The sequence below is a fragment of the Neisseria sp. P0022.S010 genome (assembly GCF_051956635.1).
On sequence record NZ_JBQCXF010000055.1, the window covers coordinates 1 to 14,371 of the forward strand.

The 14,371-nt window shown below is 49.5% G+C and carries 12 protein-coding genes and 2 pseudogenes; 8 read left to right on the forward strand and 6 right to left on the reverse strand.

Annotation, left to right across the window (positions count from 1 at the left end; translation table 11 throughout):
- Positions 1-160 (reverse strand): annotated as a pseudogene (locus ACTHUT_RS07585) (SemiSWEET family transporter); the annotation flags it as partial.
- 91 nt (positions 161-251) lie between these two features.
- Positions 252-1,382 (reverse strand): glutamine-hydrolyzing carbamoyl-phosphate synthase small subunit, encoded by a 1,131-nt coding sequence (carA, locus tag ACTHUT_RS07590; protein ID WP_440386037.1) that lies wholly within the window; start codon positions 1,380-1,382, stop codon positions 252-254.
- A gap of 481 nt (positions 1,383-1,863) precedes the next feature.
- Between carA and pilC the strand changes: the two genes are divergently transcribed.
- On the forward strand, positions 1,864-5,250 hold the full coding sequence (gene pilC, locus ACTHUT_RS07595; protein WP_440418718.1) for a PilC family type IV pilus tip adhesin: 3,387 nt from the start codon (positions 1,864-1,866) through the stop codon (positions 5,248-5,250).
- A 272-nt stretch (positions 5,251-5,522) separates the two neighbouring features.
- Here pilC and ACTHUT_RS07600 read toward each other — a convergent pair whose 3' ends face one another.
- The 3 genes from ACTHUT_RS07600 to tal form a co-directional block, all read right to left on the reverse strand.
- Positions 5,523-6,257: a LytR/AlgR family response regulator transcription factor gene (locus ACTHUT_RS07600; RefSeq protein WP_003686784.1), complete on the reverse strand. Its 735-nt coding sequence runs from the start codon at positions 6,255-6,257 to the stop codon at positions 5,523-5,525.
- A gap of 238 nt (positions 6,258-6,495) precedes the next feature.
- Positions 6,496-7,383: a tRNA glutamyl-Q(34) synthetase GluQRS gene (gene gluQRS / locus ACTHUT_RS07605; protein WP_440386152.1), complete on the reverse strand. Its 888-nt coding sequence runs from the start codon at positions 7,381-7,383 to the stop codon at positions 6,496-6,498.
- Positions 7,384-7,536: 153 nt separating this feature from the next.
- The gene (tal, locus tag ACTHUT_RS07610) at positions 7,537-8,592 is read right to left on the reverse strand and encodes a transaldolase (protein ID WP_440386039.1); all 1,056 of its coding nucleotides are present in this window, start codon (positions 8,590-8,592) and stop codon (positions 7,537-7,539) included.
- A 134-nt stretch (positions 8,593-8,726) separates the two neighbouring features.
- Here tal and ACTHUT_RS07615 point away from each other — a divergent pair, with 134 nt between their 5' ends.
- The 7 genes from ACTHUT_RS07615 (at position 8,727) to hpf (ending at position 14,084) form a co-directional block, all read left to right on the forward strand.
- Positions 8,727-9,701 carry a KpsF/GutQ family sugar-phosphate isomerase gene (locus ACTHUT_RS07615; RefSeq protein WP_049348782.1) on the forward strand — a complete coding sequence of 325 codons (975 nt, stop codon included), beginning with the start codon at positions 8,727-8,729 and terminating at the stop codon, positions 9,699-9,701.
- Positions 9,702-9,767: 66 nt separating this feature from the next.
- A complete protein-coding gene (locus ACTHUT_RS07620) occupies positions 9,768-10,304 on the forward strand; it encodes a KdsC family phosphatase (protein ID WP_440386040.1) in 537 nt (178 codons plus the stop codon).
- The gene (gene lptC / locus ACTHUT_RS07625; RefSeq protein ID WP_440386041.1) at positions 10,301-10,882 is read left to right on the forward strand and encodes an LPS export ABC transporter periplasmic protein LptC; all 582 of its coding nucleotides are present in this window, start codon (positions 10,301-10,303) and stop codon (positions 10,880-10,882) included. Before ACTHUT_RS07620 ends, lptC begins: the two co-directional genes overlap by 4 nt.
- Complete coding sequence (lptA, locus tag ACTHUT_RS07630; RefSeq protein ID WP_003748337.1) at positions 10,863-11,393, forward strand: lipopolysaccharide transport periplasmic protein LptA; 531 nt, start codon at positions 10,863-10,865, stop codon at positions 11,391-11,393. The genes lptC and lptA overlap by 20 nt, the downstream gene beginning before the upstream one ends.
- Positions 11,394-11,463: 70 nt before the next feature.
- On the forward strand, positions 11,464-12,198 hold the full coding sequence (gene lptB / locus ACTHUT_RS07635) for an LPS export ABC transporter ATP-binding protein (RefSeq protein ID WP_003679854.1): 735 nt from the start codon (positions 11,464-11,466) through the stop codon (positions 12,196-12,198).
- 166 nt (positions 12,199-12,364) lie between these two features.
- Positions 12,365-13,720, forward strand: a complete 1,356-nt coding sequence (gene rpoN / locus ACTHUT_RS07640; protein ID WP_440386042.1) for an RNA polymerase factor sigma-54 — start codon at positions 12,365-12,367, stop codon at positions 13,718-13,720.
- A gap of 49 nt (positions 13,721-13,769) precedes the next feature.
- The gene (gene hpf / locus ACTHUT_RS07645; protein ID WP_003748344.1) at positions 13,770-14,084 is read left to right on the forward strand and encodes a ribosome hibernation-promoting factor, HPF/YfiA family; all 315 of its coding nucleotides are present in this window, start codon (positions 13,770-13,772) and stop codon (positions 14,082-14,084) included.
- Between the two features lie 66 nt (positions 14,085-14,150).
- On the opposite strand, the pseudogene ACTHUT_RS07650 reads toward hpf, so the two are convergent.
- A pseudogene (locus ACTHUT_RS07650) lies at positions 14,151-14,371 on the reverse strand (AmpG family muropeptide MFS transporter); the annotation flags it as partial.

Below are 14,371 nucleotides of genomic sequence, written 5' to 3' on the forward strand. Positions count from 1 at the left end.
CAAACCATAATGTGCAGTTGATGGCGGCGACGAGGGGTTGCAACGGCGAGCCGGGGTTGCCGGCAAGGTTGTTTTGGATTTGCGGGATATAAGAAACGTACATACCGACGGCGGCCAGGGTGGCGACAACGGAGAGGATACGCATTTGTTTTTCAGTCATGGGGTTTCCTTTCTGACTTGAGTTACAGGATTTTGAATCGCTTGATTTTCAGACGACCTGCCGGATTTGACGGCCATCTGAAAAATTCGCTTTATTGTTTCGCCGCTTTGATATTGTCAATGAATTTGTCAAACAGATAACCGACATCTTGCGGACCCGGGCTGGCTTCGGGGTGGCCTTGGAAGCAGAACACGGGTTTGTCTGTCAGTTCGATACCTTGCAAGGTGTTGTCGAACAAGGATTTGTGGGTAATGCGTGCGTTGGTAGGCAAAGTGTCGGCATCGACGGCGAAACCGTGGTTTTGGCTGGTAATGACGACTTTGCCACTATCCAAATCTTGTACAGGGTGGTTGGCACCGTGATGGCTGAAGCGCATTTTCAGGGTTTTCGCGCCGATAGCGAGGCTGATCAGCTGGTGTCCCAAACAAATACCGAAAATCGGTTTGCCGCTTTCCATCAGTTTTTGTACGGCTTTGATGGCGTAGTCGCAAGGCTCGGGGTCGCCGGGGCCGTTGGACAGGAATACGCCGTCAGGATTGAGTGCCAATACTTCTTCCGCGCTGGTTTGCGCCGGAACGACGGTCAGGCGGCAGCCGCGTGAGGCGAGCATGCGCAGGATGTTGGTTTTAACGCCGAAATCGTAGGCGACGACATGGTAAGGCTGTTCGGAAGGGGTAACGAAACCTTTGCCCAATTTCCATTCGCCTTCGGTCCATTCGTAAGTTTCTGTGCAGGAAACTTCTTTGGCCAAGTCTTTGCCGACCATGCTGCCGAATGCGGCAATCAGTTCTTGTGCTTTTTCAACGGTGGCATCTGCACCGGTCAAGATTGCACCGCCTTGCGAGCCTTTTTCGCGCAACAGGGTGGTCAGGCGGCGGGTGTCGATGTCGGCGATGGCGACGGTTTTGTTGCGTACCAAATAGTCGTGCAGGCTTTCGGAGGCGCGGAAGTTGCTGTGCAAGAGCGGTAGGTCGCGGATAATCAAACCGGCGGCGTAAACGCTGCGGCTTTCTTCGTCTTCGGCGTTGGTGCCGGTATTGCCGATGTGGGGGTAGGTGAGGGTAACGATTTGTTTGCAGTAGGAAGGGTCGGTCAGGATTTCTTGATAGCCGGTCATGGAAGTGTTGAACACGACTTCGCCGGAAGTCGAACCTTCGTAACCGATTGATGTGCCGTGAAATACGCTGCCGTCAGCGAGAACGAGAAGAGCCGGAGTGGTCATGATGGAATCCTGTTTGCCTGATGATGGTCGGTTCGAAAAAAATGGGTCGGGCCGTCTGAAAAATAAAATTGTTTACAAAAAAGACAGCCTTCGGAAATCTCGGCTAAAAAAAAACACGCTCCGCAGCTTTGATTTTGCTGTGTAACGTGCTTTTTCAGACATAGCGGTCTATGCCGTAGAAGCAGTGTATTTTAAGTCAAAATGATAGGAATTTCAAGCATAGAGCAAGGAGTCGATAATTTAAAAATGTTTTACCTTTACGGGACAATCCCTTGCTTTTGGAATGCCTGATGAGTAAGGTTGAACTAAATATCCAGTCGGGCCGTCTGAAAACTGATCAGGCAGATTGTTTCATTTTTGTTGTGTTTGAAATGTAGGCGTAGGGAAATTCAGCTGAATCAAACATGGAACAGGCTGTTTATGCTAAAATCGTAGCCTTATAAAAAATAAAAACAATGTCATTTTTAGCTGAGATTATCCGATGAAAAAAGAACACATTATGCAAAACGCTCCATCAGGCCGCCATCGCCTCATTCATGCAAGCGTCGCTTCCGCTTTAGCGCTTATCAGCTTTTCCGTTCAGGCAAATACGCAGCAATTTGCCAAAATTCCGTTTTACCTGCAAAACGAAACCGCCGTCAACGGCCAACCCAAAGTCAAACACAATATTATGTTTTTGATTGATGACTCGGGCAGTATGCAATGGAATGTGCAAGGTAAGGAAACATCTGTATGGGCTGATAAAAGAATAACGATTACTAAGGAGGCTCTAAAGTCAGTATTGCAGGAGTATGGCAAAAAACAACAATTCCAGTGGGGTTTGCAAACCCTGCATAATAATGGTGGTACTGATATTCCAGATAAGGAGGGCTTTACCGATGATTGGCAGGACGTTCAAAAGAGGGTAGATGGTATCGACCCTGGTCATGCTACGCCAATCACGCGCCGTTATTATGAAGTAGTCAAAAACGTTGTGATGCCCAAAATCAAATACCGTTGTCAGAAGTCTTATGTGATTGTGATGTCGGACGGTGATGCCAATATGAGTTGTAGCAATCAGAGTTATGGTGAGGATCCTCGCTTATCTCGCAATACTAACTTCAACTATGATAGGGATGATTACTATTCAAACTATTACCGCAATATTGAACGTAGTGCGGGTACGTCTGCATACCAATATTTCGGTCCGTCTGAGGCAAAAGCTTATGAGAATAATCATAAGCAGGGCGAAAAATTTGGCCATTTTGATTTGCCGATTTATGATCCGACCCAAGAGATTCCGGAAGCGGAAAAAAAATTCCAATGTCAAAATACAAGGTATAGAAAAGATGCATCTGGCAATTGGGTTTTTTTGCCTAATTATAAGAATGGTAAACGTGAAGTTGAAGGTATTGGCGAAATCATTGTTCCTTATTGGGATAGAAACTATAAGGATGAAAAACGCGGTATGCGATTCTTTAGTCAAACTTTGGCAGAAAAAGACATCAAAACAGAAAAAGATGGCAAAGATGCTGCAGATAAGAGCTGGGATGGTGATCCAAGCGATCCCAAAGGTGTAGATTACAGCAAGCAATTGGTTCAGACTTTTACTGTGGGTTTTGGTGAAGGAATTTCTGAAGTCGGGAGAGAGTATCTGGAAAACGGTGCAAGCCGTAAAAACTGGTATTTTAATGCTGCGAAAAAAGAAGATTTGCTTGTAGCTTTTAAAGCCATCGTCGACAATATTGAAAATGACAGCAAAAATACGAAATTTGAAGGAGTATCCTCTACTGCGCCGGCAACGACCAGTACAGGTATTCCCGATATGGCGGCAACGGTTCATTTGAATACCGGCTCTTGGAGCAGTCAATTGCGGTTTTATAAATTAAACCGTGATGGTACGCCTATCAATACGACAAAGTTTGACCAGCCATCATTTAATAATCGCCTTACTTTGGTTAATGACGGCAGTAAGACCTATTTTATCGATAGAGTTGCAGACAATGGGGCTTCAAATGCCAAATTTGGCATTTCAGACGGCAGTGCAAAAGATAAGTTGGAATGGAAAAATGCATTGCTGAAATGGACTGGCCGAGCAGGTAGTGATGAAGCCATCAAAGCGGATGCAGGAGCAAAAGGTTATAGCCAGTCTTATCGTATCCGTCCGACTGACCCTAATGATCCAAATAAAGATGAACGTAATTTGGGCGATATTTTAGACGGTTCGGTTGCTGCTATTGGGAATAAGGATAAAGGCCGTCAAGAGTTTTTGGTCGTCGCTGCCAATGACGGCATGGTACATATTTTCCGTAATGATACGCCTAGCAATCCTTATGACTTGAAACTCAGCTATATTCCGGCAGGCATGGAACGCGAGGACGATCAAGGCCAAGCAACAACTTTAGGTAAAGTTCTGAAAGATATTGCACGCGATGGTTACGGCTCCGGCACACCACACCGCTATATGGTTAATGGTGGTTTTGTTCTCCGCCAAACACCTGATAAGAAGCAAACCTTTATGTTTGGTGCGATGGGTCAGGGTGGACGCGGTGCGTATGCGTTGAATATTGGTGCGGTAGCTAACAGCGATCGTAGTGGTTGGAATACGACTGTACCTTTGTTTGAAACAGAAAAAGGCTCTGGCAATAAGCTGGGCTATACCATTGGTTCGACACAAATCGGCCGTGTTTCCATTAAACGCAATGCTACTCCGGTTAATCTGGAATCTGACGTGCGTTATGCAGGCTTCTTGGCCAGCGGTTATCGTACTGAAGATGTGAACAGTGCCGATAATGAAACGGCTTTATATGTCTATGATATGACAGGTAAAGAGGCTGGGACGAAAAATACTGGCACTAATGTTTCTTCTTCTAAAGCCGGTGAACTCTTGGCTAAAATTCCTGCACCCAATGGCAAAGGCGGCCTCTCTACCCCTACTTTGGTAGATACCGATTTTGACGGCATTGTCGATATTGCCTATGCCGGCGACCGTTATGGCAATATGTTCCGCTTTGACTTGAGTGGCGAAACGCCTTCCAAATGGTCTGCACAGATGATTTTCCAAGGTTCGGGTAATCAACCGATTACGTCTGCGCCTGCGGTATCGCGCCGCAGCAAAGATAAGTATGTTGTTATTTTTGGTACAGGTAGCGAGATTTATCAGAATGAATTGAATAATACCAACGGTCAAATCAATGCCGTTTACGGTATTTACGATGATGTATCTGATAAAGCAGTTTTGGCAAACAGCAGTGAGTTGGAACAGCAAACCAGAGAAAGTGACGGCGAACACATTTACGTCAGCGATAATAAGGTTGGTGAAGATAAAAAAGGCTGGAGTCTGACTTTAGATCCGAATGAACGTGTGACTGTCAAACCGACGATGATTTTGCGTACAGCCGTCGTGACCATCCGCAAGTATGAAACCAAAACAATTCATACTGACTCTTCCAGTGCCGATGTTTGTTTGCCGGACAGTACGTCCACACAAACGACTGCGAAAACGATTATTCTGGGCGTCAATGCGGAAAACGGCGGCCGTTTGGGTTTGCGTGATGCGCGTATTTCCGATAAAAACCGCCAATTCATCAAACGTGAAAACAACGGTCAAGTTTATTACGCCAGCGGTATGGTGTTTGACGGTGTGGTCAACTTTACTTATCTGAACGGCTCTAAGGCTGATGATTCTCCGGTAACCGCCGATGGCGATAGCGGTGGCACGGGTACGGATAAAGAGTTGAACGCTACGCCGAGTGTGCCAAACAATAAATGTTTTGCAACCCAAGCCGAGCGCAGTCTGTTGACCAACTCTGATAAGATGCACAGTCTGAAAGTGGAAGGCCGGAAATGCGGACTCAAACGCATCAGCTGGCGTGAATTGTTCTTTTAATCGGTAAGGCTTGAGTATCGAGGCCGTCTGAATGTTTCAGACGGCCTTTTTGTTGAGTGATAATAATTGAGAGATGTTGGATTAAAAAATAGAAAACCTTGTTTGTGGGTAAAACGGTTTGATTAAATTAAAAGCCTGGATAAGTCCAAACGGTAGGTTTTAGTCGTTTCTTTTTTCTACTTTCTGTTATTGAAATGAGAAGTTAAAAGGCCGTCTGAAAAGATATTTTCAGACGGCCTTTGATTAAAAAGAGCGAGTCAAAGAGCGCATTGTTAGATGCTGTTTTTAATGATTTTCCGCAGGGTGGACAGTTGTCGGCGGCTGACGGGCAACGGGGTTGGAATATCGAGAATTTTTGCGCCCCATGTGGATGCGTATTCGTCGTTTTCGTCATCGTCCAGTCGAATCAGGCTGTCGAGGGTGTGGCGGAAGACGAGGGCGTTGCGGTGGATGCGGATGACTTTGTCGCCAAGCAACTCTTCCCAGTAAACCAGGGTCTTCGGTAATTCGTAGCTGTGGCCATCGCCGGTAAACAGATAGACGGTTTTGTGTTCCGCCATCAGATAACGCGCCTGTTGCCAGGGGATTTCGACCATGCGTTCGCGGTTATACACTTTGAAATGGGTGAAACTGTCTGCTTTTTCGCGGTTTTTCTCGATGATGCGGTCAAGCGCGGTTTGCAGGCGGGTCATTTTGATCGGTTTGAGCAGATAGTCTGCGGCAGCCAGCTCGAACGCGCGCAGGGCGTGTTCTTCGTAGGCTGTGGTGAATACAATTTCCGGCTGGCGTTTGGCGGTACGCTTGATGCGTTCGACAAACTCGAGACCGTCAATTTCCGGCATGCCGATGTCGGCAAATACGATGTCGACTTCGTGGACACTCAGCCACTCCAATGCTGGCATGGCATGGTGAAAGACGTTGAGCAGTACGACATTGCACTCTTCCAATAATACACGCAAGCGTTCTGCTGCTAATACTTCGTCTTCTACAATAATGGCACTTGGCATAGCGGTATTCTTTTTGTTGTATCGTGGGAGATCTGCCGCGCTTTGTCATCCTCAATAACGCGTCAGCCGTATGTTGTTACAACCTTGAAATTATCAGTTTGTGACAATTTTAGGAAATTTTTGAAATATACATGATTTTTCGCTTCTTGGGCATGGTTTGGAATGAATCTGAAGATTACTTACATAATTTTATGAAATATTGTAATACCTAGAGTAATTTTGTTGTAATCGTGCTAATTCATTTCGTGATAATGGACGATTTTGGGATTTTGTCCATTTGCCAGTGCGCCACCGCCCAATCGAGTAATTCTTGCGGACGGTTTACGGCGGGTGCATCGGGTAGGTTGAGGTAGGTTAGGACTTGGCGGAGAAGCTGTTCTTTTTGATTCAAATCCAAAGCCGGGGCAAGGGTTTGTTTTGACCATTTTTGCCCTTGGCTGTTGGTCAATAGGGGAAGGTGGGCGTAGACCGGTGTGGGAACGCCGAGGCATTGTTGCAGATAGATTTGGCGTGGCGTGGAAACGAGCAAGTCCTGACCGCGAACAATATGCGTTATGCCTTGGTCGGCATCGTCGGCAATCACGGCAAGCTGATATGCCCAATAGCCGTCGGCACGAAGCAGGACGAAATCGCCGATATCGTGTGCCAGATTTTGTGCGTAATGTCCGACAATGCCGTCTGAAAAACCGATTACGCGATCGGGAACTTGAATGCGCCATGCCGGAGTTTTGTTTTGCGTGTCGGGTCTTTGCTGAGGATTGCGGCAACGGCCGTTATACACAAATCCGTCTGCGCCATGTGTTGCCGCCGCCTGCCAGTCTTTGCGGCTGCAATAGCAGGGATACACCAGCCCGGCTGCTTTGAGGCGGTCGAGTGTGTCTTGATATAGGTCGTAACGGCGGCTTTGATAGGCGACTTCGCCGTCCCACTCAAAGCCGAAAGCCTCAAGCGTGCGCAAAATGTCGTCGGCGGCGCCGGGCATTTCGCGCGGGGGGTCAAGGTCTTCAATGCGGACCAGCCATTTGCCCTGATGAGCGCGCGCGTCGGCATAGGAGGCGACGGCGGTCAGTAGGGAGCCGATATGAAGCAGGCCGGTAGGGCTGGGGGCGAAACGTCCTATATACATGGCAGGGTGGTTTTTGTAGGGCAGGGGCAGCATGCCTGCACGGTATTCAAATCGTGATAGAAAAGGGCGTGCCGTACACGCCCGAATTTGGGTTTCAGACGGCCTGAGACTTTTCAAAATGATTTAAGTTTCTCGGCCGTCCGTTCAATCCGCTTAAGCCAAGGGAGCCAGTAGTTTGGCGAAAGCGTCTTCAAATTGTTTCAAACCGTCTTCCTGCAAACGAGTTGCCAAAGTTTCGACATCGATGCCGAGTTTGGCGGTTTCGGCGAGCTGCGCTTGGGCTTCGTCCGTACCTTCGGTCAAAGTGGCTTTGGCGGTGCCGTGGTCGATAAAGGCTTTGAGTGTCGCATCGGGAACGGTGTTGACGGTATGGGCGCCAATCAGGCTGTCAACGTACAACGTGTCAGGATAGGCAGGGTTTTTCACGCCGGTAGATGCCCACAAAAGTTGTACGCGGTTGGCACCTTTTTCGGCAAGTGCGGCAAATTCGCTGCTGCTGAAGTATTGCGTCCAATCTTGATAGGCGGCTTTGGCCAGCGCGATGGCGACTTTGCCTTTGAGGTGGTCGGGCAGGGTGGCGTCCAACGCAGCATCGACACGGGAAATAAAGAAGCTGGCGACAACGTGGATATGGGAAACATCATGTCCCGCTTCCAAACGTTTGGCAATGCCGCGCGCGTAGGCTGCATAGGCTTTGAGGGTTTGGGCACGGGAGAAAAGCAGGGTCAGGTTGACGCTGATGCCGTCTGAAACGAGGGTTTCAAGCGCTTCGATGCCTTCGTCGGTTGCCGGTACTTTAATCATGGCATTTTTACGACCGATGGCGGCGTGCAGGCGGCGCGCTTCTTCAACCGTGCCTTGCGCGTCTTTGGATAATTCAGGCGAAACTTCGAGGCTGACGAAGCCGGTTTTGCCGCCGGTGGATTCGTGTTCGGCAAGGCATACGTCGCAAGCGGCTTGTACGTCGGCAACCGCCATGGTTTCGTAGCGTTGTTTCGGGGTCAGGTCTTGCTGTTTGAGCGCGGCTACTTCGTCGGCGTACAGGGCATCGCCTGCAAAGGCTTTTTGGAAAATGGCAGGATTGGAAGTTACGCCGCACACGCCCTGTTTGAGCATTTCGGCCAATTCGCCGCTTTGTACCAGCGAACGGGAGAGGTTGTCCAACCAGATTTGTTGTCCTAATGCTTTAACGTCCGATAAAATAGTCATCTCTGATTCCTTTTACATAATAGGTTTGTTTGTGAAGTGGCGGTAATGCTACGCCGATTCGATGAATTTGAACAGTTTACAGCTGATTAATTTGGGCAAAACAAACCTAAATTCAAGCATGAAAGGCGGCTTTGATGGCGGAAAACACACTTTATCTCGACTGGGCGCGCGATGTATTGGATACGGAAGCCGAAGGTTTGCGTGAAATTGCGGCGGCTTTGAACCATGATTTTGTCCGTGCGGCGGAAGCGTTGTTGCACTGCAAGGGCAGGGTGGTCATTACCGGTATGGGCAAGTCCGGACACATCGGCCGCAAAATGGCGGCAACCATGGCTTCCACCGGCACGCCTGCGTTTTTCGTCCACCCTGCCGAAGCGGCGCACGGCGATTTGGGCATGATTGTGGACCACGATGTCGTGATTGCCATTTCCAATTCCGGCGAAAGCGATGAAATTGCGGCGATTATTCCGGCGTTGAAGCGCAAAAACATCACGCTCATCTGCATCACTGCCCATCCGACTTCCACCATGGCGCGGCATGCCGATATCCATATTACCGCGGCGGTTTCCAAAGAAGCCTGTCCGCTCGGCCTTGCGCCGACTTCCAGCACGACCGCCGTCATGGCGTTGGGCGATGCACTGGCGGTTGTCCTGCTGCGCGCACGCGCGTTTACGCCCGACGATTTTGCTTTAAGCCATCCGGCCGGCAGCTTGGGCAAACGCCTGCTGTTGCGCGTGGCGGATATTATGCACAAAGACGAAGCCCTGCCTGCCGTTTTGTTGGGTACGCCGTTGAAAGAGGCCATTGTCCGCATGAGTGAAAAAGGCTTGGGCATGTTGGCGGTAACCGATGCCGAAGGCCGTCTGAAAGGCGTATTTACCGATGGCGACTTGCGCCGTCTGTTTCAAGAACGCGACAGCTTTGCCGGTTTGAAAGTGGACGACATCATGCACGCTTCGCCGAAAACCATCTCCGCCGACCGCCTTGCCACCGAAGCTTTGAAAGCCATGCAAAGCGGCCATGTGAACGGTTTGTTGGTGGTCGAAGAAAACGGCATGCTGATTGGCGCGCTGAATATGCACGATTTATTGATGGCACGAATTGTCTGAATCGACGGCAAAAACGTTTTCAGACGACCTTATGCTAGAATAGGCCGTCTGAAATAAGGAAACCTTATGCAAAACCTCTCTTCCGACCTGCAACAACGCGCTTCAGGCATCAAACTGCTGATACTGGATGTGGACGGCGTTTTGACCGACGGCCGCATTTTTATCCGCGACAACGGCGAAGAAATCAAATCGTTCCACACTTTGGACGGACACGGTTTGAAAATGCTTCAGGCCAGCGGCGTGCAAACGGCGATTATTACCGGCCGCGATGCGCCTTCCGTCGGTATCCGCGTGAAGCAGCTCGGTATCAACTATTACTTCAAAGGCATTCACGACAAACGTGCCGCCTACGCCCAATTACGCGAACAGGCCGGTGTGGAGGAGCATGAGTGCGCCTTTGTCGGCGACGATGTTGTCGATTTGCCCGTGATGGTGCGTTGCGGATTGGCGGTCGTCGTCCCTGAAGCGCATTGGTTTACTTTGCAATACGCCCATTATGTAACCCGACGTTCCGGCGGCGCAGGCGCGGTGCGTGAAGTGTGCGATTTGATTATGCAGGCGCAAGGTACGCTTGAACCTGCTTTGAAAGAGTATGTACGATGAAAATCAGATGGCGTTACGGAATCGCTTTTCCGCTGGTGTTGGCCGTTTCACTCGGCGCACTGGCGGCGTGGCTCGGCCGCATCAGCGAAGTGCAGGTCGAAGAAGTCGTCCTCAATCCGAATGAGCCGCAATATTCGATGAAAGGCATCAACGGCAAACGTTTTGACCAAGAAGGCCGTCTGAAAGAAAACCTGAGCGCGGCCGATGCCGTTCAATATCCCAATAGCGTGGACGTGCATTTGGACAAACCGCATCTTTCGTTTTACCGCGACGGCAGCCTGTTGTACGAAGTCGGCAGCGACAAGGCCGTGTACAATATCCAAAACAAAAAAGTCGTTTTTGAACAGAATGTTGTCTTAAATAAAGCAGCAGATGCCAAGCGTTTGGCCGGCATCGTCAAAACCGAACGTTTGAATGTCGATACCGAAGCACAATACGCCCATACCGACAGCCCGGTTACTTTCCAATACGGACAGTCCGGCGGTCAGGCAAACGGCATGACTTATGACCACAAAACCGGTTTGCTGAATTTCCCTTCCAAAGTGAAAGCCACAATTTATGATACAAAAAATTTGTAAAACCTTAGCCCTTGTTGCCGTTTTTGCCGCCAGCCCGGCCTTTGCCCTGCAAAGCGACAGCAAGCAGCCGATTCAAATCGAAGCCGACCAAGGCTCGCTTGACCAAAACAACCAAAGCACCACCTTTTCCGGCAACGTCATCATCAAACAAGGCACGCTCAATATCCGTGCCGGCAGCGTAACCGTTTCGCGCAACGACAAAAGCGAGCAGTTGATGAAAGCCACCGGCTCGCCCGTCAAATTCAGCCAAGAGTTGGACGGCGGCAAAGGCGTGGTCAACGGCCAAGCCAATACCGTGACGTATTCTTCCGCAGCCAACCTCGTTACCCTGTCCGGCAATGCCAAAGTACAGCGCGGCGGCGATGTAGCCGAAGGTGCGGTCATTACCTACAATACCAAAACCGAGGTTTACACCATCAACGGCAGCGCCAAATCCGGTGTGAAATCCGCTGCCAAATCCGGCCGTGTCAGCGTTGTCATCCAGCCGTCCAGCACGCAGAAAAACAAATAAGAAAACACACAAAAAGGCCGTCTGAAAAAGGTTCAGACGGCCTGAGGTCAATATCGAAAGTCAACAGAATATGAGCGCAAACAACAGCCGTCTTGTGGTTCAAAACCTGCAAAAAAGTTTCAAAAAACGCCAAGTCGTCAAAAGCTTCTCCCTTGAAATCGAAAGCGGCGAAGTCATCGGCCTGCTCGGTCCCAACGGCGCGGGTAAGACCACCAGCTTTTACATGATTGTCGGCCTGATTGCCGCCGATGCAGGCAGCGTGATGTTGGACGGCCAAGAGTTGCGTCACCTGCCCATTCACGAACGTGCCCGCCTCGGCGTCGGCTATCTGCCGCAGGAAGCCTCGATTTTCCGCAAAATGACCGTGGAACAAAATATCCGCGCCATTTTGGAAATCAGCATGAAGGACAAAAGCCGCATCGATGCCGAACTTGAAAAATTGTTGGCCGATTTGAACATCGAACGCCTGCGCAACAACCCTGCGCCGTCTTTGTCCGGTGGCGAACGCCGCCGTGTCGAAATCGCACGCGTGCTGGCCATGCAGCCGCGTTTCATTTTGTTGGACGAACCTTTTGCCGGCGTTGACCCGATTGCCGTCATCGATATTCAGAAAATCATCGAGTTCCTCAAATCACGCGGTATCGGCGTATTGATTACCGACCACAACGTGCGCGAAACCCTCAGCATCTGCGACCGTGCCTACATCATCAGTGATGGTACGGTATTGGCTTCAGGCAAGCCGGATGATTTGGTCAACAATGAACAAGTCCGTTCGGTTTATTTGGGCGAAAATTTCAAATATTGAATGCATATTTGACGGTATATTGAGACCCTCATTTCAATTGAGGGCGGCTATAAATATTGGAATAATCACTAAAAATACAAATATAATACCGATAAACTAATCTTTCAGACGGCCTGCCGTATAAAGGCCGTCTGAAAAACTATCCATACATTTCGAATTAAACATTATGTCTTCACTCGTCCTTAAACTCAAACAGACCCAGCAGCTCAACCAGCGGCTGCAGCAGTCTTTGCGCATCTTGCAGATGTCGGGTCTTGAGCTTGAGCGCGAAGTGGAAGACTGGTTATTAGACAATCCTCTGCTTGAGCGTCCGGAAACCGATGAGTTTGCCGATAGCGGGCTCAACCGTGCGGTAACCATGCCGCGTGCAGGTCAGCAGTTGAGCGGCGACGATGCCGAAGATATTTGGAGCAACATCGCCGAAGAAGAGGATTTCAAACACTATCTGCATGCCCAAGTGTGCGAGCATCCGCTTTCGCAAGTGGAAGCAGCCTATGTTCACGTCTTGATTGATTTTTTGGACGAACAAGGCTACCTCACCGACAGTCTCGAAGAAATCATCGACCACACGCCGTTAGAATGGATGCTGGACGAAGAGGCCCTGCAAAACGCGCTGGATGTATTGCAAACCTTTGATCCGCCCGGCGTGGCTGCGGCAGACTTGACCGAGTCGCTCATGCTGCAATTAATGCGTTTGCCGGCTTCTCCGGCTAGACAAATGGCCGCGCATTTGGTGCAAAGTTCGCTTCAAGAGTTAGGCAAAAACCGCAAACAAAACGTTCTGCGTTTCCGCAAACTCTATCCCGATACCGACAGCGAAACCATAGAAGCCGCGCTCGATATGATTGCCGAGCTCAATCCCTATCCGGCCTACGGTTTCGCCTCTGCCACGCCTACGCCTTATATTCAGCCTGACGTTTGGGTCAAAGAGGGTAAGGACGGCTGGGAAGTCATCAGCAATGAGGAGGCTTGGCCGAAGCTGCAGCTCAATCAGGAATATTGCGACCTGATGAAATCGGCGGAAGAGGGTGCGCCGGAGTGGAAGGAAAAAATCAGCGAAGCCAAACAGCGCATTGATTCTTTGGAATTGCGCAAAAGCACAGTCCTCCGCCTTGCCGAGTATATCGTCAAAAATCAGGAAGATTTTTTCATCTTCGGCGAAATCGGCCTGTCGCCCATGCTGATGAAAGATGCTGCCGCCGAATTGGGTTTGGCGGAAAGCACCATTTCGCGCGCCGCCAACCAGAAATATTTGTCTTGCCCGCGCGGCCTGTTTGCGTTACGCTATTTCTTCACACAGGCAGTCAATGCCGACGATGAGGGCGAAGGGTTCAGCCAAGGCGCAATCAAAGCTGTCTTGAGCCAGCTGATTGAAAGCGAAGACAGCAGCAAACCTTATTCGGACGAGGCCCTCGTCAAATTATTAAAACAACGCGGCATTGAAATCGCCAGACGTACAGTGGCTAAATATAGAGAATCATTAGACATCCCGCCGGCACACAAACGAAAATTTACCGAGTAGATATATTCCGATCCGTTTTGACGGACTAACCAACCGAAGGAGCTGTATCATGAATCTGAAAATCACCGGTCTGAATTTTGATGTTACCGAAGCCATCAAAAACTACGTTTCCGACAAGTTGGCACGAATCAGCCGCCACGCCGACAACATCATTTCCGTGACCATCACGCTCTCGGTGGAAAAAGTCAGCCAAAAAGCTGAAGCCGATGTCCATCTGGCAGGCAAAGATTTGCACGTTGAAGCGATTGAACAGGATATGTACGCCGCAATTGATGTTTTGATGGACAAACTCGACCGCGCTGTTTTGAAACATAAAGAAAAAAGCGGCGATGTCCGCAGCACTGTCAAGCCTGAAGCAGAATAAAGTTTTTGTATGATAAAGGCCGTCTGAACATTCAGACGGCCTTTTGTTTGTTAAGGAGATTTAGCCTTACAAACGGGTATTCGCTTTGTTACCGTTCCATGGTGCCACTTTAAACAGCAGCAACATGCCGGGTATGCCCAAAGCAAAACACAGCCAGTAAAAATTAAAGTAACCCATCGCTTCAATCAGATAACCTGCCGAAGCATTGATAAATGTACGCGGTACAGCGGAAAGGCTGGTGAAGAGGGCTAATTGAGTGGCCGTAAATACTGGATTGGTTTCACGAG